Origin of the sequence: Campylobacter sp. RKI_CA19_01122 (assembly GCF_025771325.1) — a bacterium.
GTDB classification, from domain to species: Bacteria; Campylobacterota; Campylobacteria; order Campylobacterales; family Campylobacteraceae; genus Campylobacter_D; species Campylobacter_D lari_D.
In genome coordinates this window covers 166,695-191,662 of sequence record NZ_JAKMPZ010000001.1, presented here as the reverse complement: position 1 = coordinate 191,662, position 24,968 = coordinate 166,695, and the positions used below count along the sequence as shown (strand labels likewise).

The 24,968-nt window shown below is 29.4% G+C and carries 24 protein-coding genes; 10 read left to right on the top strand and 14 right to left on the bottom strand.

All coding sequences use genetic code 11. From position 1 onward, the window contains the following. The first annotated feature begins 133 nt into the window (after nucleotides 1-133). Nucleotides 134-1,129 carry a c-type cytochrome gene (locus L8U37_RS00990; protein WP_220567093.1) on the top strand — a complete coding sequence of 332 codons (996 nt, stop codon included), beginning with the start codon at nucleotides 134-136 and terminating at the stop codon, nucleotides 1,127-1,129. A 23-nt stretch (nucleotides 1,130-1,152) separates the two neighbouring features. Here L8U37_RS00990 and L8U37_RS00985 read toward each other — a convergent pair whose 3' ends face one another. Beyond that, nucleotides 1,153-1,434: a hypothetical protein gene (locus L8U37_RS00985; RefSeq protein WP_133318838.1), complete on the bottom strand. Its 282-nt coding sequence runs from the start codon at nucleotides 1,432-1,434 to the stop codon at nucleotides 1,153-1,155. Further along, entirely contained in the window at nucleotides 1,434-2,033 is a 600-nt protein-coding gene (locus L8U37_RS00980) for an MBL fold metallo-hydrolase (protein WP_263728357.1), read from the bottom strand. The genes L8U37_RS00985 and L8U37_RS00980 overlap by 1 nt, the downstream gene beginning before the upstream one ends. A gap of 61 nt (nucleotides 2,034-2,094) precedes the next feature. Between L8U37_RS00980 and L8U37_RS00975 the strand changes: the two genes are divergently transcribed. The 5 genes from L8U37_RS00975 to L8U37_RS00955 are packed head-to-tail and all read left to right on the top strand — an operon-like array spanning nucleotide 2,095 to nucleotide 6,627. Next, nucleotides 2,095-2,835: an NAD+ synthase gene (locus L8U37_RS00975; RefSeq protein ID WP_263671394.1), complete on the top strand. Its 741-nt coding sequence runs from the start codon at nucleotides 2,095-2,097 to the stop codon at nucleotides 2,833-2,835. After that, nucleotides 2,822-3,760, top strand: coding sequence for a tetraacyldisaccharide 4'-kinase (locus L8U37_RS00970; RefSeq protein WP_263660057.1), 939 nt, complete (start codon nucleotides 2,822-2,824; stop codon nucleotides 3,758-3,760). Before L8U37_RS00975 ends, L8U37_RS00970 begins: the two co-directional genes overlap by 14 nt. Next, nucleotides 3,735-5,144, top strand: a complete 1,410-nt coding sequence (gene thrC / locus L8U37_RS00965) for a threonine synthase (RefSeq protein WP_263728355.1) — start codon at nucleotides 3,735-3,737, stop codon at nucleotides 5,142-5,144. The genes L8U37_RS00970 and thrC overlap by 26 nt, the downstream gene beginning before the upstream one ends. After that, entirely contained in the window at nucleotides 5,141-5,866 is a 726-nt protein-coding gene (gene kdsB / locus L8U37_RS00960; protein ID WP_220567098.1) for a 3-deoxy-manno-octulosonate cytidylyltransferase, read from the top strand. The genes thrC and kdsB overlap by 4 nt, the downstream gene beginning before the upstream one ends. Continuing rightward, entirely contained in the window at nucleotides 5,863-6,627 is a 765-nt protein-coding gene (locus L8U37_RS00955; RefSeq protein ID WP_263728354.1) for a transporter substrate-binding domain-containing protein, read from the top strand. The genes kdsB and L8U37_RS00955 overlap by 4 nt, the downstream gene beginning before the upstream one ends. Here the strand turns inward: L8U37_RS00955 and L8U37_RS00950 are convergent. Then, entirely contained in the window at nucleotides 6,624-7,406 is a 783-nt protein-coding gene (locus tag L8U37_RS00950) for an amino acid ABC transporter permease (protein WP_263728353.1), read from the bottom strand. The genes L8U37_RS00955 and L8U37_RS00950 overlap by 4 nt on opposite strands. A gap of 9 nt (nucleotides 7,407-7,415) precedes the next feature. Further along, complete coding sequence (ppk2, locus tag L8U37_RS00945; RefSeq protein ID WP_263728351.1) at nucleotides 7,416-8,243, bottom strand: polyphosphate kinase 2; 828 nt, start codon at nucleotides 8,241-8,243, stop codon at nucleotides 7,416-7,418. Nucleotides 8,244-8,335: 92 nt separating this feature from the next. Here ppk2 and dsbD point away from each other — a divergent pair, with 92 nt between their 5' ends. Together dsbD and L8U37_RS00935 are read left to right on the top strand one after the other, a co-directional pair. Continuing rightward, the gene (gene dsbD / locus L8U37_RS00940) at nucleotides 8,336-10,027 is read left to right on the top strand and encodes a protein-disulfide reductase DsbD (RefSeq protein ID WP_263728350.1); all 1,692 of its coding nucleotides are present in this window, start codon (nucleotides 8,336-8,338) and stop codon (nucleotides 10,025-10,027) included. Further along, a complete protein-coding gene (locus L8U37_RS00935) occupies nucleotides 10,027-10,680 on the top strand; it encodes an MOSC domain-containing protein (protein WP_263728400.1) in 654 nt (217 codons plus the stop codon). The genes dsbD and L8U37_RS00935 overlap by 1 nt, the downstream gene beginning before the upstream one ends. Here L8U37_RS00935 and L8U37_RS00930 read toward each other — a convergent pair. Next, nucleotides 10,673-11,848 carry an NAD(P)/FAD-dependent oxidoreductase gene (locus L8U37_RS00930; RefSeq protein WP_263728349.1) on the bottom strand — a complete coding sequence of 392 codons (1,176 nt, stop codon included), beginning with the start codon at nucleotides 11,846-11,848 and terminating at the stop codon, nucleotides 10,673-10,675. The genes L8U37_RS00935 and L8U37_RS00930 overlap by 8 nt on opposite strands. A 102-nt stretch (nucleotides 11,849-11,950) precedes the next feature. Between L8U37_RS00930 and L8U37_RS00925 the strand changes: the two genes are divergently transcribed. Next, entirely contained in the window at nucleotides 11,951-13,315 is a 1,365-nt protein-coding gene (locus L8U37_RS00925; protein ID WP_214126899.1) for a sodium-dependent transporter, read from the top strand. Here the strand turns inward: L8U37_RS00925 and L8U37_RS00920 are convergent. From L8U37_RS00920 to L8U37_RS00900, 5 genes are all read right to left on the bottom strand, one after another. After that, nucleotides 13,286-14,170: a 1-aminocyclopropane-1-carboxylate deaminase/D-cysteine desulfhydrase gene (locus L8U37_RS00920; RefSeq protein ID WP_263728348.1), complete on the bottom strand. Its 885-nt coding sequence runs from the start codon at nucleotides 14,168-14,170 to the stop codon at nucleotides 13,286-13,288. The genes L8U37_RS00925 and L8U37_RS00920 overlap by 30 nt on opposite strands. Then, nucleotides 14,157-15,107 (bottom strand): OmpA family protein, encoded by a 951-nt coding sequence (locus L8U37_RS00915; RefSeq protein WP_263660064.1) that lies wholly within the window; start codon nucleotides 15,105-15,107, stop codon nucleotides 14,157-14,159. The genes L8U37_RS00920 and L8U37_RS00915 overlap by 14 nt, the downstream gene beginning before the upstream one ends. Beyond that, nucleotides 15,094-16,425, bottom strand: coding sequence for a MotA/TolQ/ExbB proton channel family protein (locus L8U37_RS00910; protein ID WP_263666191.1), 1,332 nt, complete (start codon nucleotides 16,423-16,425; stop codon nucleotides 15,094-15,096). The genes L8U37_RS00915 and L8U37_RS00910 overlap by 14 nt, the downstream gene beginning before the upstream one ends. Nucleotides 16,426-16,500: 75 nt before the next feature. After that, entirely contained in the window at nucleotides 16,501-17,565 is a 1,065-nt protein-coding gene (fbaA, locus tag L8U37_RS00905; RefSeq protein ID WP_263728347.1) for a class II fructose-bisphosphate aldolase, read from the bottom strand. Further along, nucleotides 17,565-18,380 (bottom strand): peptidylprolyl isomerase, encoded by an 816-nt coding sequence (locus tag L8U37_RS00900; protein WP_133318823.1) that lies wholly within the window; start codon nucleotides 18,378-18,380, stop codon nucleotides 17,565-17,567. Before L8U37_RS00900 ends, fbaA begins: the two co-directional genes overlap by 1 nt. Before the next feature lie 78 nt (nucleotides 18,381-18,458). Here L8U37_RS00900 and nth point away from each other — a divergent pair, with 78 nt between their 5' ends. After that, nucleotides 18,459-19,082, top strand: a complete 624-nt coding sequence (gene nth, locus L8U37_RS00895) for an endonuclease III (protein WP_133318822.1) — start codon at nucleotides 18,459-18,461, stop codon at nucleotides 19,080-19,082. A gap of 28 nt (nucleotides 19,083-19,110) precedes the next feature. Here the strand turns inward: nth and gltS are convergent, their stop codons facing one another. The 4 genes from gltS to L8U37_RS00875 form a co-directional block, all read right to left on the bottom strand. Continuing rightward, nucleotides 19,111-20,319 (bottom strand): sodium/glutamate symporter, encoded by a 1,209-nt coding sequence (gltS, locus tag L8U37_RS00890; RefSeq protein WP_133318821.1) that lies wholly within the window; start codon nucleotides 20,317-20,319, stop codon nucleotides 19,111-19,113. Nucleotides 20,320-20,433: 114 nt separating this feature from the next. Then, nucleotides 20,434-21,774 (bottom strand): TolC family protein, encoded by a 1,341-nt coding sequence (locus tag L8U37_RS00885; RefSeq protein ID WP_220567109.1) that lies wholly within the window; start codon nucleotides 21,772-21,774, stop codon nucleotides 20,434-20,436. 1 nt (nucleotide 21,775) lies between these two features. Beyond that, complete coding sequence (locus L8U37_RS00880; protein WP_263728346.1) at nucleotides 21,776-23,707, bottom strand: ABC transporter permease; 1,932 nt, start codon at nucleotides 23,705-23,707, stop codon at nucleotides 21,776-21,778. Continuing rightward, complete coding sequence (locus L8U37_RS00875; RefSeq protein ID WP_263728345.1) at nucleotides 23,704-24,837, bottom strand: efflux RND transporter periplasmic adaptor subunit; 1,134 nt, start codon at nucleotides 24,835-24,837, stop codon at nucleotides 23,704-23,706. The genes L8U37_RS00880 and L8U37_RS00875 overlap by 4 nt, the downstream gene beginning before the upstream one ends. Nucleotides 24,838-24,968 lie beyond the last annotated feature (131 nt).

The window sequence follows — 24,968 nt, the reverse complement described above, 5'->3', positions numbered from 1 at the left end:
AATATTAATAATATCATTTTTATCTTTAAAAACGGCATAGTAGTATTTAAAGATACTTTTACATTAAAAACATTTAATATTTTTTTAAATTTCAAGTTATAAGATGAAAATAAGACAAGTTCAAGGAGGTAAAATGAAAAAAATTGTATATTCTGTCTTATCTTTATCTTTTTTAATGAGTTCTGCTTTTGCCATTGATCAAGCAAAACTTCAAGCAAAAAAGCAAACAGGTATCCATTTGCAAAGTGCACAATGGAAAGTCCCAAATACTATAGAAAATGGTATTATCATTGAAGATAAGCTTCCAAATTCACCTTATACTCAAGCAGTCATTTTGGGTAATAAAATTTTAAATTACACCACAAACTATATAGGACCTCAAGCAAAAAATCCTAAAAATCGTTATGCAGGTAATAATCTTTCTTGCTCAAGCTGTCATGCTAATGCTGGAACTATAAAAAATCAATCAGGTTTTGTAGGAATTTATGCACGCTTTCCACAATATAATGCAAGAGCGGATAAAATAATCACTCTAGAAGATAGGATTAATGGCTGTATGGAAAGATCCATGAATGGTAAAAGGATTCCAAACAACTCTCCTCAAATGAAAGCCATACTTGCTTATATGCATTATATTTCTCAAGGTATAGAAGTAGGAGCAAAAACACAAGGACAAGGATTACCTAAAATATCCTTTTTAAAAAGAGCAGCAGATCCTAAAAAAGGTAAAGAAATTTATCAAAATAAGTGCGTAGCCTGCCATGGAGAAAATGGAGAGGGGATAAAAAGTAATGATCCTAGTATGAGTTATTACATATATCCTGCTTTATGGGGAAATGATAGTTACAACACAGGTGCTGGCATGTATAGACTTATCAAAGCTGCAAGTTATATCAAAGCAAATATGCCAAAAGATGATGCAACCTTAACTCTAGAACAAGCTTATGATGTGGCAGCTTATATTAATTCTCAACCAAGACCTATTAAAAAGAATAGAAATAAAGACTTTCCGGATCGTGATGTAAAACCTGCAGATATGGATGTAAAACCTTATGCTAAACATGATAAATTTAGTATAGAGCAACATCGTTATGGTCCTTTTGAACCTTTATATATTAATACAAAATAATTTTTAAGAATAGCTAATTCTAGCTATTCTTTTTTTAAAACCCAAGCAAAATACCATATCGCAAAAGATAAAAGCAAAATCATAAAAAGCTTTTTATCATACACTCCAAAACCAATATAAAGCACAGAATACATAAAACCAAAACTTCCTGCATAAATGCAAATTCTACTCATTAAACCATTTTCTACTGCTCTAAAACATGGACATTTGTGAAAAAATTTCTTTTTTGTTTCTTTGGGTTTAAAAAAACTCAAAATCGCACTTAAAATCAGTAAAAAACTTAAAAAATATAAAACCTTATCCATTAATGAAAATACCTTAACCAAGCAGGAATTGCACTTTGCTCTTCTCTTAAAGAACTTTCTTCTCCATGCCCTGGAAAAAGTTTAAAATCTTTTTCATAAGCTAAAACTTTAAGCAAACTCTCTTTCATCTTAGTTGCATCTGAGTAAGGAAAATCCCACCTACCAATACTACGATAAAATAAAAAATCCCCACTAAAAAGCACATCTTTGCCCACAAGTTCTATCATACAACACCCTGGAGTATGCCCTGGGAAATGATGAAATTTAAACTTAAACTCATCTATACTAAATTCATTTTCATCTTCTATCAATACATCAGCACTTGAATGCTCAAAACCATAATTAAAAGGATCTTTTAGCATAAAAGCATCATCTTTATGGATAAAAATTGGAATTTCATAAGCCATTTTAACTTTAGCATTATCATAAACATGATCATAATGACCATGGGTATTTAAAATAGCTAAAGGTTTGCTTGTATTTTCTTTGATAAACTTATAAGCATTTTCTCCTGGATCGATGATAATTTGCTTGTTATTATGATCTATAATATAACAATTTGTTTCATACATTCCACATGGTTGTTTTAAAATACGCATATAAACTTCCTTTTAACTAAATCAAATATAATTTTAAAAAATTAATATTTAAAGATTTTTTATGAATTATACAAAATTACAAGAATTATTGATCAATTTTATAAAAGAACAAGCAAGAGATAAAAATCTCATCTTAGGTTTAAGCGGTGGGATAGATTCAGCTTTAGTAGCTCATCTTTGCAAAAAAGCAGTAGGTGAAAAACTTTTTGTGCTTTTAATGCCTACAAAATATTCTAAAAAAGAAAATTTAGATGATGCGTTAATGCTATGTGATCATTTGCAAATTCATCATAAGATCATTTATATTGATGAAGTACTTTGTGCTTATGAAAAAATTTGTCAAGATTTAAGCCATTTACGCTTTGGGAATTTAGCTGCAAGAGTGCGTATGAGCTTGCTTTATGATTATTCAGCCTTGCATAATGCTTTAGTGGTAGGCACTTCTAATAAAAGCGAACTTATGCTTGGTTATGGAACTATTTATGGGGATTTAGCTTGCGCTTTTAATCCTTTAGCTACACTTTATAAAAGTGAAGTTTTTGAGCTTGCTAAATTTATAGGTGTACATGAAAATTTCATACAAAAAGCCCCTAGTGCTGATCTTTGGCCAAATCAAAGCGATGAAAAAGATCTTGGCTATAAATATGAAGTTTTAGATGAAGTTTTAAAAGCTTTAGAAAATAATCAAAGTTTGGAAAATTTTGATGAAAATTTAAAAAATTTAGTCTTAGAGCGTATGCAAAATAATGCCTTTAAAAGAAAACTTCCAACAACATTAAAGAATACATATGACTTGGCTTGATCGGTATTTTTTTAAACCTAATTTTTTACAAAAAATTCTAGCCTTTTTACTTTTACCTTTTAGCTTTTTATATATGATTATAGCTATTTTAAATACTAAATTTAAAAAAGAACTTGATTTTAATTTACCCATTATAAGCATAGGTAATCTAACCCTAGGAGGCAATGGAAAAACTCCCATTTGTAAAGCCATAGCTGCTGAATTTGAAAATTGTTTTATCATCTTAAGAGGCTATAAAAGACAAAGTGAAGGCTTAATCATCGTTAAACACAAAGATAAAATTTTATGCAGCATTAAAGAAAGTGGCGATGAAGCTATGGAGTATGCACTTACAAAGCACATTAGTGGAGTGATAGTAAGTGAAGATAGAGTTAAAGGCATACAAAAAGCTATCGAACTTGGAGCAAAGATCATACTTTTAGACGATGCTTTTTCTAAATTTCATATTAAAAAACTTAGTATTTTATTACAAAGCAAAGATGAGCCTTTTTTTGATTTTACCCTACCTAGCGGGGCTTATCGTTTGCCAAAATCTTTTGCTAAAAGGGCTGATTTTATAGCTAAAGAAAATGAAGATTTTGTGCGTTATTCTCATGTAAAAGAAAACCAAAAAGCTATTTTAATAAGCTCTATTGCAAAGCCTTTTAGATTATATGAGCATTTTATCAAAGCTAGGGCTTGTTATTTTTTTGCTGATCATTACACTTTTCAAAAAGAAGAATTAGAAAAACTTTTAAAAAAACACAATTGTGATACCTTAATGCTGACCTTTAAAGACTATGTGAAAGTAAAAGATTTTGGCTTTAAAACAGAATTAATTCATCTTGATATTATTTTAAAAGACAGCTTTAAGCAAATTTTGCAAGATTATATTGATAAATTTAACAATAAGGAAAAAAATGTTACTACACTCAACCCAAGATAAAAATCACCAAGTAAGCTTTTCAAAGGCCTTACTTAGCCCTAGTGCACCTAATAATGCTTTATATGCACCACTTAATCTACCAAAGCTTGATAATGAAGCTTTAAAAAATTTAAACTACAAAGAATTAGCCTTAAAAATTATCGCAGCTTTTGATTTTGATTTAGAGCCTGAAGTTTTTGAAAAAGCTTTGAAAACTTATGAGAGTTTTGATGATAAAACCTGCCCTATTAATTTAAGAAAAATTAATGATAAGCTTTATATTAATGAATTATTTCATGGGCCAACAAGAGCTTTTAAAGACATGGCATTGCAACCTTTTGGCGTGCTTTTGGAATACTTAAAAAAAGATGATGATTTTTTAATCATGTGTGCTACAAGTGGCGATACAGGGCCTGCTACGCTAAAAAGCTTTGAAAATAAAAAAGGCATAAAAGTAGTTTGCATTTATCCAAATGAAGGCACAAGTAAAACTCAAGCTTTACAAATGACACACTCAAATGCAAGCAATTTAAAATCCATAGCCATTGAAGGTAATTTTGATGATGCACAAAATGCCCTAAAAACACTTTTAAATGATGAAGATTTTAAAAACACCTTAAAAGAAGAAAAGTTAAGTCTAAGTGCTGCAAATTCAGTTAATTTCGGAAGAATACTTTTTCAAATCATCTATCATTATTATGCTAGCTTAAAAATTGATAAAACAATAGATATCATCATTCCAAGTGGAAATTTTGGCGATGCTTTGGGAGCTTATTATGCTAAAAAAATGGGAGCAAATATAGGTAAAATAAAAATTGCTTCCAATTTAAACAATATCTTAAGTGAGTTTTTTAATACAGGTAAATACGATTTAAGAAATAAAAACCTACAAAAGACTATTTCTCCTGCTATGGATATACTTATATCATCAAATATAGAACGCTTGCTTTTTGATAAATTTAAAGATGAACGCACCAAAGAGTTAATGCAGGCTTTAAAGAATGAAAAATATTATGAGCTTAGCCAAAAAGAACTAGAGCTTTTACAAGAAGACTTTGAAGCTGATTTTTGTAATGATGATGAGTGTATGCAATATATCAAACAATACAGCCACTTAGGACTTTTAGACCCTCACACTTGCACTTGCTTTAAAATGCTTGATTCCAACACTACTACGCTTATCACTTCCACGGCACAATGGAGTAAATTTACTCCAAGCATGTATCAAGCAATTTATAATAAAGAATGCCAAGATGAACAATCTTGCATGCAAGAACTTGCAAAAGAATTTAAACAAGAAATTCATCCAAATATCGCAAGCTTATTTACAAGCACACAAAAGCAAAATCAAGTTTGCAAACTTAAAAATCTAAAACAAACTATTATAGAATGGATAAAACAATGATTATCATACCAGCAAGATTAAAATCAAGTCGTTTTGAAAATAAAATTTTATGTGAGATTGATAATTTACCTATGTTTATTTATACAGCTAAAAAAATGCAAGAAGTTGATGAAGTGTGTGTGGCACTTGATGATGAAGAGGTTTTAAAAATAGCGCAAAAACACAATATAAAAGCAGTTTTAACAAGTAAAAATCACGAAAGTGGCACTGATAGAATCAACGAAGCTTGTCAAATTTTAAAACTAAATGAAAATGAGCTAATCATCAATGTCCAAGCCGATGAGCCTTTTATAGAAACACAAAATATTAAAGATTTTAAAGAATTTAGCCAAAAAGCTTTTGAAGATGAGCTTTGTTTTATGAGTAGTTGCTACAAAGAAGTAGATGCAAAAGCTTGCGATGATCCAAATTTGGTTAAAGTAGTTACTGATAGTAATGATTATGCTTTATATTTTTCAAGATCTAAAATTCCTTATGAAAGGGCAAATTATAAACAAAATTTTAAAGCCCACCTTGGAATTTATGCATATAGGGTTAAAAATTTACAAGAATTTTGTACTTTGAAAAACTCAGCTTTGGAAGAATGTGAAAAATTAGAACAATTAAGAGCCTTAGAAAATGGCAAAAAAATCAAAATGTTAAAAATACAAAGTCAAAGCATAGGTATAGATACAAAAGAAGATTATGAGAGGGCTTTGGCTAAATTTGGAGTTAAAAAATGAAAAAAATACTTTTTTTACTAAGCTTGTTTTTTACACTTCATGCAAAAGAATTAATCGTAGGTATGGAGTTAGCCTACCCTCCTTTTGAAATGAGTGATACTAAAGGTAATCCAAGTGGTATTAGTGTAGAGTTTTTACAAGCCTTTGCTAAGGAAAAAAACTATGATTTAAAAATTCAAAACATAGCTTGGGATGGACTTATACCTGCTTTAAGGACTCAAAAAATAGATCTCATCATGTCTTCTATGAGTATAAGCGAGCAAAGAAAAAAAGTAATAGATTTTACCTTGCCTTATGCTAAGGCAAATTTAGCGATATTAAGCGCTAAAAAATCAAATATTAATTCCATAGAAGATTTAAATCAAAAAGGAAAAATCCTTGCTTTAAAAAGAGGTTCAAGTGCGCATTTATATGCTCAAAAAAATCTTAAAAATGCAAAAATCCTAGTATTTGATAAAGAAAATGCAGCTATTTTAGAAGTCATTCAAGCAAAAGCTGATGCTTTTATTTATGATCAAATGAGTATTTATAAAGCATGGAAAAAACATCCTGAGCAAACAAAAGCTATTTTTACCCCTTTTGAAAAAACACCTGAGCAATGGGCCATAGCTTTAAATAAAAACAATACCAAATTAAAAGAAGAGCTCAATGAGTTTATTTTAAAATCTAAAAAAAATGGTCTTTTTGGTAAACTAAGTCAAAAATATCTCAAAGATATGCAAGAAGTTTTCAAAGAACAAAAGCTTGAGTTTTTCTTTTAAGAAAAACTCTTTTCAAGCTTTCTTGAAAACATAGAAATAGGTAAAGTTAAAACCAAATAACAAAGCGCTAAGGGAATATAAATTTCTAAAGTAGAAAAGGTAAAAGCATTAATTTCTTGAGCATTTTGAGTTAATTCTGAAATAGCTATAACGCTTAAAAGAGAGCTATCTTTGATCAAATTACTAAGTTGTCCACTTAGTGGTGCTAAGATATTTTTTAAAGCTTGAGGAAAAATCACACTTTTATAAATTTCAAACTCACTCAAACCTAAAGCCTTAGCACTTTCATATTGCATTTTATCAACACTTAAAATCCCTGCTCTAAATATTTCACAAATATAAGCACTAGCAAATAAAGCTAAAATCAAAACTCCACAAACATAGCGATTATCAAGCCCCAAGTTATCTGCAAAAATATAATAAATCAATAAAATTTGCACTAGCAAAGGTGTGCCTCTAATAAGCTCTATAAAAACTCTTGCAAACATATTAAAAAGCACGATTTTACAAAGACTCATATAACACAAAATCAAAGCAAAAATCACACCTACAATCAAAGACAAAACACTAATAAAAAAACTCGTAAAAAAACCTTGTATCATTTTGTCTTTATACCCATAAATTGCCATAAAATCAAAATTATAACTAGCACTTAAAAAAGATAAATAAAAAAATAAAAACAATAAAAATGCTAGCAAAAAGGCATTAATAGCAAACACCTTTGGACTGATTTTTTTATGCTCATTAAATTTATTACGCACTATAAAAAGATGATTCAATTCTAGCCTTTATTTTTTATCAAATTTTTTAAGTTTTTCATCATTTAAACTAAGTTCCATCTTACGAATTTCTTCCTCACCGCTACGGACTAATTTTTTATCATATTTAAAATACTTATTTTTAATTTTATTTGGATACTCTAAAGAATTAAGTAGATATTTAAATAAATTTATCCTTGCATTCTTTTTACTATCTGAATTAATGATCACCCAAGGACATTTTGGTGTATTAGAAGCTAAAAGCATAGAATATTTTGCTAGAGTGTATTTATCCCATAATTCTTGTGATTTTTCATCAACAACAGAAAGTTTGTATTGTTTTAGCGGATCTGTTCTCCTTTGCTCAAAACGCCTTTTTTGCTCTTGTTTGGAAACTGAAAAATAAAATTTAAAAAATAAAATTCCACTATCAAGTAGCATTTCTTCAAAAGAAGACACCTCACGCAAGAATTTTTTATGCTCATTTGGAGTACAAAAGCCCATCACAGGTTCCACCCCTGCTCTATTATACCAAGATCTATCAAAAATCACTATCTCTCCTGCTGCAGGCAAATGTGTCACATAACGCTGAAAATACCACTGAGTTCTTTCCACATCACTTGGTTTTTCAAGTGCTACCACACGACAACCTCTAGGATTTAAATGTTCAATTAATCTTTTAATAGCACCACCTTTTCCTGCTGCATCACGCCCTTCAATTAAAATCAAAACTTTTAATCCTTTATCTTTGACATGATTTTGAAATTTTAAAAGCTCGATTTGTAATCTTCTAAGCTCGCTTTCATACTCAAGTGTTGATTTTTTCACTTTAATAAGAGTAAATTTATCCTTATTCATAACAAACTCCTTAATTTAGGATAATTATTAACTTAAATTTACCACAAATAAGTAAAATAAAACAAATTTAATTTTCAATTTCAAGGAGAAAAATGCGTTTTTTAGCGGTATTTTTTATTTTTTTAAATTTAGCTTTTGCTAACAATGGAGTATTATCACTTAATGAAGCCTTTAAACTTAATACTCACAGCAATAATCAAGGAATTTTTTTAAAAATCAATCTTGCAGATAGAATTTATCTTTATAAAGATCAAATCAAAGTAGAATTAGACTCTAATGATATTACTTCTTTATTAAATTTCCCACAAACTCAAACTAGAGAAAACAAAGAAGTAATTTTTAGCCAACTTGAACTTTTCATACCTCAATTATTATTAGATGATTTTATTAAAAATAACAAAGCAAAACTTTCCCTAGCTTATCAAGGTTGTTCAGAAGAAGGTTTATGCTATCGTCCTGTATATGTAAATTATGAGCTTAATAAACAAAATGGAATTTATGCTATAAAATCAACTAAAGATCAATTTAAAAAGCAAAATGAAGATGAGCAAATTGCTAATGATTTAAGTACGCAAAATATATTTATCACACTTTTGACTTTCTTTGGTTATGGCTTATTACTAGCATTTACTCCTTGCATTTTACCAATGATACCTATTCTTTCTTCATTAATTGCAATGAAGCTCAAAGACAAACCATCTAAAAAACATAGCTTTTATTTATCTTTTATCTATGTCTTTTTTATGTCTTTAGCTTATGCTATAGCAGGTGCTTTAGTAGGCCTTGCAGGGGCTAATGTACAAGGTTTATTACAACAACCTTGGATTATCATTACTTTTGCAGGCATTTTTGTATTACTTTCACTTTCTATGTTTGGACTTTATGAATTACAACTGCCACTTAAATTTCAAAATTTTATCAATAAAAAAATAGAAGGCAAAAATGGAGTTTTTGGTATAGCTATCATGGGCTTTTTATCAGCTCTTATTGTAGGTCCTTGCGTGGCTGCACCTTTAGCAGGAGCTTTGCTTTATATTACTAATAGTGGTGATGTATTTTTGGGAGGACTTTCTTTATTTGTGATGAGTTTTGGTATGGGCATGCCTTTACTTTTAATAGGACTTGGAGGAAGTTTTTTAAAAAGCGGAGCTTGGATGCTTAAGATAAAGATTTTCTTTGGTTTTATCATGCTTATTATGGCAGTTTGGATGCTAGAAAGAATACTTAGTGCAAATATCATTTTAATACTTTATGGGGTTATAGGGGTATTTTTTGCTAGTTTTATGGGTTTATTTGATGAAGCTAAAACTAATTTTGACAAATTTAAAAAAGCGAGTATGATTTTAGTTTTAACTTACAGTTTAAGCCTAATTTTAGGTGGCTCAATGGGTTCAAAAAGCTTACTAAAACCTCTTGAGTTCAACCTTGCTTCAAAAGAAAATAGCCCTAGTTTAAGTTTTAAAACCATTAAAAATTTAAAAGAACTTAAGCAAGAATTACAAAATTCTACCAAACCTGTTATGCTTGAATTTACAGCCGCTTGGTGTGAAAACTGCAAGCTCTTAGAAGAATATACTTTTACAGATGCTAAAGTACAAAATTTACTTGCTAATTACACACTTTTGAAAGCAGATGTAACACATAATAGCCAAGAAGATTTAGCTCTTATGAAAGAATTTGGAGTTTTTGGGCCTCCTGTGATGATATTTTTTAACAAAAGCGAGGAAAAAGGACGCATTATAGGCTATGTAGATGCAAATGAATTTTTAAATAGAGTTCCTTGATGAGCTCTATTAAATCTTTACAAATTGGCAAAATCAAAAACTATAATAAATTTCATTCAGCATTTATCAAGGATATTTATTTAGATTCTTTGCAAATTTATACAGATTGTATTCTTAATAATGAAATAGCCGATAAAATTCATCATGGAAATTTAGAAAAAGTTGTTTTTGTAAATAGTGTACAAAACTATACTTTATGGAATAATTATTTAAATAAATACTTAAATTTTGGAGAAATGGGAGAGAATTTAAGTATTGATGGTTTAAATGAAAATAATGTTTGTTGTGGAGATATACATGAGATAGGTACTTGTATTTTACAAGTAAGTCAACCGCGCAAGCCTTGTTTTAAAATTTCTAGCATACACAATCACTTAAATTTCACTCAAGAAATTTTCAAAAGTGGAAGAACTGGATGGTATTATAGAGTCTTAAAAGAAGGCATAATAAACAAAAACGACAAAATCAAAATCTTACAAAAAGATGAAACTAATTTAAGTATTATGGAGTTAAATCAATTATTTTTTAATCCTTTTAAAAATTCAAATTCTTTAGAAAAATTAGAAAAAATTTCCACCCTAGCAAAAGGATGGAAAGAGAGTATTCAAGCTAGATTAAACCATACTTATGATAATTCTTATATGTTTATTTAAAAAATCCTTTTATCCCCATAAGCTGATATTGCCATAGTTTTTCTATAAAAATTTTAAGTTTTATTGCCAAAAGACCACTAATTGGTTTATGTAAAACCGTGCCAACTGCATAATCTTTTCCTATTGAACAAACGGTATTTCCACTCACAAAAGAAAATTCTTGTTTAAAATCTTTCTCATCAATCATAGCCATTAAAGCTTTAGCCACATAAGCTCCTTCTCTTAATGCAAGCTGGGCTGTTGGAGGATATGGAGTGTTAGTTTTAGGGTTTTTAAATAAACTATTATCGCCTATAAAAAAGTATTTTGATGAATTTTCAACATTTAATGGATGCATAAAAGCATCTACTTCTATACGCGATCTTGTGCTTGGAAAATCTGAGCTATTTTCTATAACGCTATTACCTCTAACTCCTGCAGTCCAAATGATAGTATTAGCTTTAATAAATTCTCCCCCATCAAGCCTTATACCATTTTTTTCACATTCTATAATTTTAGATTTTTCATATACTTTCACACCAAGTGCTTCTAGTCTTTGCTTTGCTTTTAGAGCCAAACTTTTATCAAACATAGGTAAAATTTGATCCATAGCTTCAATAATAGAAAGTTCTAATTTCTCATAAGAAATTTGCTCTTTTTGACAAAATATTTTAAGCTCTTTAGCTAAAGAAGCTACAAATTCAACCCCGCTTAAGCCCCCGCCACAAACTGCGATTTTTAAATCATCTTCATTTTGGGTGGTTTTATAATTTTTTATTTTCTCATATATTATTTCATTAATTTTTAAAGCATTTTCATAATTATCTATACTCAAAGCATATTCTTGCATGCCTTTAATACCAAAAGTTTCTTTGGCAAAACCAAGCCCACATACTAAAATATCAAAGTCAAATTCATTATTTTTAGTAAAAACTTTGTCTTTAGAAATTTTTAAAACTTCATCTTGGATAAAGTTGATTTTTGGATTTAATAAAGGCAAAAGATCATATTTTGAACTATAAATATCTTCATTGGAAGCTACTTTGTGTAGTAAAATAGTATGATAATGATAAGAATTATTATTAATCAAACTCACTTGTGCTTTTTCAAAAAACTCATCAGGTAAGGCTTTTATAGCTGATAAAGTAGCATATCCTGCACCTAAAAACAAAATTTTCTTTTTTTGCATGGATTTTCCTTTAATTTGATAAAAAAATAAATAAAAATTTGGCATAATGGTATTATTTTTTATCTTAAAATATTTTTTATTTAAATTTAGCAAGGAAAAAGCATGCAAAGACAAACTTGGAGTAATACGCTAACTTATATCCTTACAGTAGCAGGAGCGACTATTGGTTTTGGAGCCACTTGGCGTTTTCCATATTTAGTGGGTGAAAATGGAGGCGGTGCTTATGTTTTGGCCTTTTGTATAGCTATGATTTTTATAGGAATTCCTGTGATTTTGGTCGAAAATGTCATAGGAAGACGCAGAATGCTAAATTCAGTCGATGCTTTTGGCGGAAAAACAAGTGATGGAGTTAAAATATCTAATTCTTGGCAAGGTGTTGGCTATATGGGACTTTTAGGTAGTTTTGGAATCATGGCTTATTATATGGTAATAGGCGGATGGGTTTTAGCTTATATTTTTAAAATTATCATAGGCGATTTTAATCTTTCAAGTCCCATTAACGCTCAATATACAAGCGAATTTTATAGCTCTACTATAGAAAATAATCCTTTATTAATAGGAATTTTTACTACTATATTTGTGATAATTAATTGGATTATCTTAAAAAAAGGTGTGATTGATGGCATAGAAAAGTCAGTAAAATACCTTATGCCATTTTTGTTTATCTGCCTTTTGGTTGTTGTTGCACGCAATTTAACTCTTGAAGGAGCAAGCGAGGGTGTGAAATTTTACCTTACTCCTGATCTTTCTAAAATCACTCCCAAATTGTTTATAGATGTTTTAGGGCAAGTATTTTTTGCCTTATCTTTGGGTTTTGGTGTAATGATAACCTTATCATCTCACCTTAAGAAAAATGAGAATTTAATCAAAACTTCTGTTTATACAGGAATTTTAAACACTCTCATAGCAGTGCTTGCTGGATTTATGATTTTCCCAGCTTTATTTAGCGTAGGTTTAACCCCTGATAGTGGGCCATCTTTGGTTTTTAAAACTTTACCTGTTGCATTTTCACATATACCTTTTGGAAGTATAATTTGTGTGTTTTTCTTTTTGCTTTTAATCATCGCTGCACTTACTACAAGCTTGCCAATTTATCAAGTAATCATTAGTGTTTTGGAGGAAAAATTTAAACTAGCTAAAAATACTGCTATCAATCTAACACTTGGAAGTATTTTTGTTTTGGGAAATTTACCATGTATACTTACCTATGGTCCTTTAAGAGATATTACTATCATCAAGGGAAAAAATATTTTTGATAGCTTTGATTTTATTAGTGGAAATATATTCTTTGTTTTAACCGCATTTTTTTGTTGTATTTATGTAGGTTGGGTGCTTAAAAAAGATGCTATTTATGAACTTTCCAATCAAAATACCCTAAAAGGAAGTATTTTTAAATTATGGTATTATTATGTTAAATTTATTATACCTTTGATTATCTTAGTGATTTTTTATTTTGGAATTTTTTAATTTATACTCATAACGCTTTAACATGCTTATATTTCCTTCAAGGCCTCCTTGATGGATATATAAGATTTTTCCACCAAATTGCTCTTTATGAGCTAATAAAGTTTTAAAACCCACCATATCATAAAGCAAATCAAACTCCACTCCACATTCTTTTTTTAAATCCTTATAAAGCTCATAAAATTCTAAATAAGGCTTAGCAAAATGATATTTTTTAGGTGAATTTAATATGGTTAAATTACCAAAATCATAATTTGGCTCTAAGCTTAAAATTTGCTCTTTTAAATATGCACTATCGCCCACACAAGCACATGTAAAAACTTTAAATTTACTATGTTTAGCCAAAAAAGCCGCAGAAGTTCCTATACCTGAAGGTAAAAAAATACTTACAGTTTCACTTAACTGCTCACTAAGCTCTAAGGCTAGTTGCTGGTATCCAAATTCAGCTTCTTTTATAGCCACACCCTCTTCTATAAAAATATCATCATCTTTTTTCAAGGCTAAAGCTTGCAGTCTTCTTGTGGGATAATTTATATTTTCTATCAACTTCACATTGTGTTTTAATGCAAATTCTAAATTTCCATGGGGATTTTCTTTTAAAAAAGAACTCATTTTTTCACAAACAAAAATGAGCAAAAAATCATTTTCGTAACAAAACTTAGCTAAAGCAACTAAAGCATTACTTTGAGAGGAGCCAAAAGAAATAAATCTTTGTCCTTTTTTAAATAAATGTTTATTTTTTTCAAAAAAGGCTAGTTTTCTAGCCTTATTTCCATTAATATAACCTAGTAAATCATCTCTTTTGAGTAAAAATTCAAAATCTTTGTATTTTAAAACATCAATTCTACTTGCTATCAAGGTATTTTTCAACCTTTTCTAAAGCATTATTTGTATTGATATTAAACTTAATCTCTATTCTACGACTTGCCTCTTTGTCTTCTTTGCCATCTTTCATAATCACATCAGAATAAGATCTACCACTTGCCATTAAAAGTTTTTGCAATCTTGGATCTTTGTAAAATGAGTGTATAAAACTCATCACAGCATAAGCTCTTTTTTGTGATAAATCAAGATTATATATATAAGAGCCTGCACTATCTGTGTGACCTTCTATGACTATATTTTCTATACTATTTAAGATATTTTCATCTTTTAAGATATTGTCAAAATACTGTGTTAAAATTGCCTTTAAATTCTCTTTTGCTTGAGCTTTTAGAGTAAAAGAATTTGTATCAAAAAGCACTTCAGAAGGTAAAACTATCGCGCCTGTATTAGAATCTAAGGTAATATTAGTATCAAATTTTGCTTGAAGATTTTTGATGGTATTTTCTTTGATTAATCCTAGTTCTTTGATTTTGCTTTTCGCCTCATCAAAATTACGCTCTAATTCTTTGATTTCCTCATCTTTTTTATTTAATCTTTCAAGTAAAGCAAAAATTTGCTGATCTTTTTCATCTAAACTTGAATTTAAATCTTGATTAAGTTTAGTAATATTAGCTTCTAAAGCTTGTTTTTGTTTGTTGATATTATCAAGCGTACTTGAGGTATTACTTAATTTTTGGCTAAGACTTTTTAAAATATCTTCTTTTTGATTTAATTCTTCTTTATTCTCTCTTAAGCGTTCTTCTTGTTTTTGCAAATTTTCTTTTATGATTTGTAAATCACTTTGAGTTAAAACATACTTAACAACTATAGCTCCAATAAGCAAAATAAATATAAAAAGCAAGCCCGCCATTAAATCTGCATAAGCTATCCAAAAATTATTTTCTTCATTGTTAGAATTATTTTTTATCATCTATTTTTTCATCTTCTTTTTGATTTTCAAGCTTTGCAATAACTTGTGTGGTTTGCTCATCTAATTCTTTGCTTTCTTCTTTAAATTCTTGCATTAGTGAAATTTTTTCGTCAATATTTTTTTCATCTTCATAAGCTTCTTTAAAAGTATGCATACCCTCTATAATACTTGCCCTAAAGCCTTCAAAAAGCTTAGTTTGATTATCAAGCATAAGATTTTGATATTTTTCAATATTATTTGAAAAATTATTTACCTTTTCATCTAAAGCACTCACACTTTTATCTAAATGCACAATCTTATCTGAACTCACATCTAAAAGTCTATTATATTGCTCTGAAATTCTTAAAGTTAGATCTTTTATGTTTGAATTTAACATATTTACCGCATTTGCAATCTCGCTATAAGTTTTAACTATATCTTTTTGCTCTCTTTGGGTTTTAGATAAATCACTCATAGTTTGTTTTACATGCTCACTGCTTAATCTTACAGCTTTTTCTTCAGCATTTACAAGCTCTTGAAAAACTTTGAATTTTCTATCTATTGTATTATCTAGTTCTTTAAAAAATTCCTCATTGCTTACATGTTCAAAAATCGTGCCTATTTTTTCAAAATGTTGCAAACTTTCTTGAAGGTATTTTCTATCAATTTCTTCTTTAGACCAAAAAAAATCGCTTGTTGCGTTTTTTTGACGATTTAGAAGTTTTTGGAATTTACTACTACCGTATTTTTCAAAAAATATCCACCAAAGTGCTAAGAAAATTCCATAAATTGATACATAAAAGGCTGTTCCTACTCCATTTAATAAAACTGAAATCTCTTGTTCTAAGCCTGCTGTGTCGCTTGAATTAAAATTTGGCATAGACATGGCTATACTTATAAAAGTTCCTAAAATACCAAGCATAGGAAAAATAGCTGCACCCACAGAAGCAAAATTTTCATTTCTCAAATCTTTCACATAAGCATATGCAAAATCATCAAAGCTAGCATTTGACTTTGTTTCTTTACCTATAACTAAAAAATGCTTCATAATATAGCGTTTTAATATCAGCTTAAACTCATCTTTTTGTTGCTCAAAAATACTTGAAGCATAATCAGCACTATGTCTAGCAAAGATCAAAGCCACCAAAAAGATAATCCCTATCATTACAACACTATGTAATTCTACTTTAAAATCAATCTTTCCAAAATACCCTAAAAGCACTAAAATATACAATATAGCAGGGATAAAAACAATCTTTAAATAAGCAACAATTCCTGTGCTACCTTTTCCTTCAGGTAATACAAGATCAGAAAAATCATCAGTTGTTTTAACTTCCATTTTATAAACCTTTGTTAATTTTACTCTAAAAATTTGAAATCTTCACAGGAAAATCAACTAAGAGTTATAAAACTCTTAGTTTCTATCGATACAATTTAAATCACTAAAAGCACATTCTAAGCGTTTGATCATACTCTCTTCGCCCGCTCTAAGCCATACTCTTGGATCATAATATTTTTTATTTGGCTTATCTTCTCCATCTGGATTACCAATTTGGCCTTGCAAATAAGCTTTATTTTTAAGCTCATATTCTCTAACACCATCCCAAAAAGCCCATTGTGTATCTGTATCAATATTCATTTTAATTACACCGTAGCTAAGTGCTGCTTTGATATCCTCTATATCGCTACCACTACCACCATGGAAAACAAAATTGATTGGTTTATCTTCACCAAGATTGAATTTTTCTTTTACATAATTTTGAGAGTTTTTAAGAATTTCAGGTCTTAAAATCACATTTCCTGGTTTATATACTCCATGTACATTACCAAAACTAGCTGCAATTGAAAATCTATCACTAATTTTAGAAAGTCTCTCATAAGCTAATGCTACATCTTCAGGCTGAGTGTATAATTTTGCATTATCAATATTAGTATTATCCACTCCATCTTCTTCACCACCCGTACATCCTAGCTCAAGCTCTAAAGAAATTCCAAGCTCAGACATTTGTTTTAAATAATTCTCACAAGTGCCTAGATTATTTTCTAAATCCTCTTCACTTAAATCAATCATATGAGAGCTAAACAAAGGCTTACCTGCTTCTTTTTTAAACTCAATATTTGCTTCAATCAAAGCATCAATCCAAGGAAGTAATTTTCTAGCAGCATGATCTGTGTGTAAAATTACTGGAACTCCATAAGCTTTTGCCATTAAATGTACATGTCTTGCACCACTTATAGCACCAAGCACATCAGCTTTTGGACAAGCTTTTCCTGCTACAAATTTAGCTCCACCATTTGAAAATTGAATAATCACAGGTGAATTAACTTTTTTAGCACTTTCTAAAACCGCATTAATAGAATTTGTCCCCACGACATTTACCGCAGGGATAGCAAATCCTTCTTTTTTTGCATAATTATATACGGTATTTAGATCATCGCCACTTAAAACACCTGGTTTGACAAGATCTAATACACCCATTATTTATATTCCACTTTTGCTTTTTGACGAAGCTCTTGAGCTTTTTTATTCATAAGTTCTTTAAATTCTTCCATTTTGATATTGCTTTCAATACCTGCTTTTACTTCATTATAACTCATAGTACTTTTCGCTCTAGCATCTTCTTTTAAAATAATATGATATCCAAAATCACTTTTTACTGGTGTTTTAGAAATAGTACCTTTTTTCATAGAAAAAGCTGCATCAGCAAATGGTTTTACCATAGTTGATTCAGCAAACCATCCAAGATCACCACCTTGAGCCGAAGAACCTTTGTCGATTGATTTTTCTTTTGCAAGTTGAGCAAATTTATCATTTAAAGCTTTTCCACTTAACTTACTAAGCTCGGCAATAATATCTTTAGCTTCTTTTTCACTAGTTACCAAAATATGCTTAGCTTTTACTTGAGCTGGTTTAGTAAATTTATCTTTATTTGCTTCATAGTATTTTTTAGCCTTAGCATCATCATTTTTGATAGAATCAAAAATTTTCTTTTGATAGATATTTACCATGATAGCTTCTTTAGCACGCTCTAATTCTTCTTTATATGAAGGATCATTTTCTATTTTTTGAGCTTTAGCGTCTTTTAATACAAGTTGTTGGATGATATATTGATCAATGATTGCTTTTTTTTGTTCAGCTGGTAAGTCAGTGATTTTAGCACCTCTTAACATAGGAGCAAAAAACTCATTTACTTCTGTATCGCTAATATTGTTTCCATCAAGGGTTGCAACCACCGCAGCATTTAAACTCAAACCTGTTAATAAAGCCGCAGCAACTAAAGAAATTTTTTTCATTGTTTTTCCTTTGAAATAGTTTTGTTGATTTTATTATATCTAAACTTTATTTAAAGCCGATTAACATACAATAAGTTTATGAAAAGAAATTTAGAAATTAAAGAATTATTTTTAAAACATTTTGGACAAGCAAAAACAGAATTAGTTTTTAGCAATGCTTATGAACTTATAGTTTGTGTTATGCTTTCAGCTCAATGTACTGATAAAAGGGTTAATCTCATCACACCTGCTTTATTTAAAGCTTACCCTAGTGTGCAAGATTTAGCTAAGGCAAATTTATCTTCTTTAAAACTTTTGATTAATTCTTGCTCATTTTATAATAATAAAGCACAAAATTTAATCAAAATGGCTCAAGCAGTTTGCGAGCAATTTAATGGTGAAATTCCAATGGACGAGCAAGATTTGAAAACTCTAGCAGGTGTAGGACAAAAAACTGCACATGTAGTGATGATAGAATGGTGCGGGGCTAATTGCATGGCTGTAGATACCCATGTATTTAGAGTTTCGCATAGACTTAATCTTAGCAAAGCCAAAACTCCTGAAGAAACCGAAAAAGACTTAACTAAAATTTTTAAAGATAATCTAAACTATCTTCATCAAGCTATGGTGCTTTTTGGGCGTTATACATGTAAAGCTAAAAATCCTTTATGCAAAGAGTGCTTTTTAAATCATTTATGTAAAAGTAAAGATAAGAAAATTTAATCTAGCACCAATTTAGTGCTAGATGATTTTAATGAAAGAATGGTAGATACAAGAAAGCATTGATGACTAAAGCATTTACTATATCTATAAAAAACGCACCCACTAAAGGTACAATAATAAATGCCATATGGCTCATACCATAGTGATTTGTTACAGTTTGCATATTTACCATAGCTGTTGGAGTAGCGCCCAAACCAAAACCACAATGCCCTGCTGCTAAAACTGCTGCGTCATAATCTTTTCCACATACCCTAAAAGTGATAAATATAGCATAAGCAGCCATCATAGCAACCTGAACAGCTAAAATTACCAACATCGGTAATGCAAGAGTTACTAAATCCCAAAGATTAATAGTCATTAGAGCTAAAGCTAAAAATAAAGATAAGCTTACATTACCTAAAACTGATACTTCTCTATCAAATACATGATGAATTTTTGTAGCTGATAAAACATTTCTTAAAACCACACCTACAAAAAGACAATACACAAAAGTTGGTAAAGTAAAACCTGTATTTGTTTTAATATAAGTAGACAAAGCACTACCTATTAATAAACATAAAGCAATTAATGCCAAAGATTCTATAAAAGAAGAAGGTGTGATTAGTCTTTCTTTTTCTGGAGACTGGAAATTTAAAATCGCATCTTTATCATCATTTTGCTTTGGAACTACTAACTTATATTTATTGACTAAATATCTTGCAACAGGCCCACCTATGATACCACCTGAAATAAGCCCAAAAGTAGCACAAGCAATAGCAACAGTAGTTGCACTAGAGTAAAAATAAGGTTCTTTAATAAATTCAGCTGCCCATGCTGCACCTGTTCCATGACCGCCACTCATTGTAACAGAACCTGCTATAAGTCCCATTAGTGGATTTTGCCCCATAGCACTTGCCACACCTATGCCAACTATATTTTGCGCAAAAAGCAAGCCAACAACAACAACTAAAAAAATTGCTAATTTTCTTCCACCCTTTTTTAAAGAAGCAAAATCAGCTAACAAACCAATACTTGAAAAAAATGCAAGCATTAAAGGATCTTTCATAGATTCATCAAATTTAATATCCAATGAGAAGAAACTATGTAAGATCAAAAGAATAATCGCAGCAATCCCACCACCAACAACTGGCTCAGGGATATTATAATCACGAAGAAATTTTACCCTTTTAATGACAAATACGCCTAAAAGCAATACTATAACCATAGTAACTAGCGTTGCATAAAAATCAAATTTCATAATTCTCCTTTGTTTGATTTATTTATCAATTGTATTCTAAATGACTTTAAAACAACGCAAATAAACAACACTCTTTTCTTATAATATTACAAAATGAAACACTTTTAGTCTTTTTTACTCTGAAATTAAAACAATATTATGATATAAATTAATATTTTTAAGCAAAGATAGCTTTGCTCTGCTAAGCTCTTGGAGTGAATTTATAAACAAAGCGTCCGCATCAAGATAATCTTTTAATTCACTGCGACCTAATTCATATTTTTCTAAATATAGCTGTGTAATTTTTTCTTGATTAACATTAATGTCTTTTACTAATTTTAACAAATCATTATAATACTTGTCATTTTCATAACAAAAATTAAATTCATGGATAGTTCTTTGTAATACATCTTTATATTCAACCAAACGAGCTTGATATGCTAATTCAGAAATTTTTACATTTTGTTTTACTCTATAAAAGTCCAAAAATGGTAAGTCAATGGCGACATTGCCTCCTAAAATTAAAAATTTAAAACTCTCATCAATATTCTTATCATTCCCATCTAAATTTCCCAATATTTTTATGCTAGGTAAAATACTTTTTTGCACACTTGTATAATCCTTGTAAGAAGCCATAAGTTGATTTAGTTTTGCTTGAACTTGTGGTCTATAAGCAAGCATTTTTAATTCTATATCAAAATTAATTTTTTGCAAAGAAAAATCTTCAAGAGTATAATTTAGCATTTTATTAATCAAATGCTCATCATCTTTACCCAGTAAGTCTTTTATATTTTTAAGAGTTAAGTCTTTATTTTGCAAATTTGTAATGATATTTTGTTTAGTGTTTAATAAAGATTTTTTAATATTTAAAAGATCTATATATTCAACTTTTCCATAATTAAGTTTAGTAGTATAAATTTCTAGCATTTGCTCTAGATTTTTTAAATGTTTGTTTAATAAATGATCTACATCATTGAAATAAATAAATTCAAAAATACTATTTATCGCTAAATTAATCGTATCAAGCTCTAAAGAGCGTAACTCATACTCACTTGCCTTTGCTAAAAATTCAGAACTAGCAACTTGATCTGAAATTTTGCCATATATATCAAGCTCATAATTTAACATAATGCCATTTGAAAAACTATGCGTTTTTGTGCCATTGTTTAAATTTTTTCTTATATTTGCACCAAAATTTCCACTCAAAGTAGGATAAAGATCTAAATTTAAAAGCTTATATCTAGCCAAAGTACTTAAAAAATTAACCCTTGCTATATTTAAGTCTTTATTATTATCAATAATAGCTTTTAAGATATTATTTAAGTCTTGATTATTATATTTTTCCCACCAAGCCTTGCTTGCGTTAAAATCTTCAAAATATTCTTTTTTTATTTGCTCTTGAGATACTTGCTCTAATTTTACTCCTACGCAGGCATTTAAAAAAAAGGCTATAAAAAATAATAAAAATATTCTCATCTCATTCCTTTGATAAAGCACTAATAGGATTTAAATTTGCTGCATTTTTTGCTGGGAAAAATCCAAAAACCACTCCGATTAAAACCGAACTTAAAAGCCCTAAAAATACCGAATTTAATGAAAGTATCATCGTAAAACCAAAATTTAAAGAATTAAATACTTCAATGATGATAAAAGAAAGCATTACTCCAAAAATAGCCCCTAAAGAACAAATCAACACAGCTTCGATTAAAAACTGCATTAAAATATCTTCTTTTCTAGCTCCAATAGCCATTCTAACTCCAATTTCTCTTGTGCGCTCACTTACTGAAACAAGCATGATATTCATCACACCAATACCACCTACTATCAAAGATACCACTGCAATAGAAGAAATAAGTAAAGTCAAAGTAGCAGTATTCTCCTCAATGGCATTTTTAATCGCGTCAGAATTTATAGTGAAAAAATCTTTTTTTCCGCGTTTAATCTCTAAAATTTTTACCATAGCCTCTTCAGCTAAAGCAGGATTTACCTCATCTTTTACCTTAGTTACTATGGCTCTTATTTGTTTATCTCCTGTGATTTTATTCATCAAAGTAGAATAAGGAGTATAAATTTTAATGGTATTTTCATCAGCTCTAAAGCCTTTATTATCTCTTTCTTTTTTTAAAACACCAACTATAGTTAAAGGTTGCTTGTTAAAAATCACGCTTTTACCTAAAACATCTTTAACGCTGATATTATCAAATAAAATTCTCAAAGCATTTTCATCTATAATGCAAATATTAGTATTATCTTTTATATCTTCATTATTAATAAACCTACCATCTACCATCACAAAACCCCTAAGTCTTAGATGATTTGGTCCTACTCCATAAATTCTAGCTTGTAAAGAATTATTCTTATAAGTTACCACCCCTATTTTACCCACATCTGCTTCTACTGCTTCTAAATAAGGCAAAGAGCTTAAGGTTTTTAAATCACTTAAATTAAGCCTTGTTCTACCTGATCGAATATCTCCCAAGCCACGCCCTGAAACAACTTCTATGGTATTAGTCCCAATAGAGCTAATAGAAGCAAGTATGTTTTGTTGGGCTCCAAGTCCTAAAGCAACCACGCAAACTACTGAAGCTATGCCTATGATAATACCAAGCATAGTAAGCAAAGAGCGTAGTTTGTGTGCTACAATGGAAGTTATAGACATTTTTAAATTTTCAAAAAGCTGATTTTTAAGCAAATTAAAGCTTTTTTTCTCTTTTGGCATTAACTTAGTTTTTATTTCATCTGTTTTTTTTGCACCATTATCACTTATAATCTTACCATCTTTAATTTCTATAACTCTTTTTGCTCTAGCAGCTATTTCTCTATCATGAGTTACTAAAACTACGGTGTGTCCTTGCTCATTTAGTTTATTTAAAATTTCTAAAACTATCTTACCGCTTTTAGAATCAAGCGCACCCGTTGGCTCATCTGCTAAAATAAGCTCACCGCCATTCATCAAAGCTCTTGCTATAGAAACTCTTTGCTGTTGCCCACCACTTAGTTCATTTGGCTTAGAAAGTTCTTTATGATCAAGCTCTAAAAAAGAAAGTAATTCTTTAGCCTTTTGCGATCTTTCTTGTTTATTTTTTCCTGCATAAACAGCAGGTAAGGCTACATTATCTTTAGCATTTAAAAGACTAAGCAAATTATATCTTTGGAAAATAAAACCAATTTTTTCGCGTCTAATTCTTGCTTTTTCATCTTTGCTTAAATTTGTAACTTCATATTGATCTAAAAAATATTTTCCACTACTTGGCTCATCAAGTGTGCCTATAATATTTAAAAGAGAGGTTTTACCACTTCCTGATTGTCCTATAATGGCTACAAATTCTCCCTTTTGAATATAAAGATTAATATTTTCTAAAATAGTTGTATTATTAATCTTTTTTTGTATATTTTCTAAGCGTATCATTTTTTATTTTTACCTATGATAACTAAATCACCCTCATTAATACCATCTAAAATTTGAGTATTTAAACTATCTTTGATGCCTAATTTAACAGGTGTTTTTACACTTATATTATTGGCTTTTAAAATTTCTACATAATAACCTTTTGTATCGCTTTTTATAGCTAAAGTTGGTATAACTAAAGTATTATTTTCTGTTTTAATGGCTATTTCATTTTCTGTACTCATACCTATGCGTAAAAAATTATTATCATTTTTTACAAAAACCCTTGCATAATAATACACAGCGCTAGTGCTAGTACTTGAGTTTGAGTTTAAATTTGTATTGCTTGTTGCATCACTTATGGTAGTATTTGCTGGATCTATACTTGAAATAGTTGCTTCATATTTTTTATCAGGCTCATTTAAAATGCTAAATTTTACCTTTTTTCCAACACTGATTTTATTAATATCAGCTTCAGCTATTTGCATACGAATTTCCATTTCACTTAAATCAGCCAAGCGCACTATACTTGGTGTATTTTGGTTTGCATTTACAGTTTGCCCCTCTTCAACTGCTACATTGATAATCTCACCCTTACTAGGTGCAGTTATAGTAGTATAAGCTAAATCTTTTTGAGCATTTTTTAAAGAAATTTCAAGTTGAGTAGTTTGAGCTTTTAAATCAGCCACATTTGCTCTTAAGGCATAAAAAGTATTTTTAAGATTTTCAAGATTTTCTAAAGAGGTAGCCTTTTTAGCATAAAGCTTTTGCTCTCTTTGGTATTGTTTAGTAGCTATATCAAGAGCAATTTTTTTACTTTCTAAATTTGCCTTTGCACTTTCAAGTCTAGCTTTGGTAATATCTAAATCATTTTGTTGTTTATCTTTATCAATTTGCGCGATTAAATCACCCTCATTAACACGATCGCCCAATTTTACATATAGTTTAGTAATTTGCCCACTAACTTGTGCACCAACATCAACTTGGGTTTTTGCATAAACTTCACCTATTGCTTCTATGCTTTGAGTAATGTCTTGTTTTTTAACCTCATAAGTTAGATAATTATATTCTTCCTTATTTGCAAAAAAGTAAAAATACACCCCTATAATAAGTATAATCAAAAATATGCTCAAATAAATTATTTTTTTCATTTTAATCCTTTAAAAACCGCATAATAAAACATTTGTGTGAAGTAAAAATAAAATTGTAGCAATAAAATATAATTTTAACAATTTTAAAGCTTATAAGATATAAGATAAATTAAACTAAAAATAAGGAAATT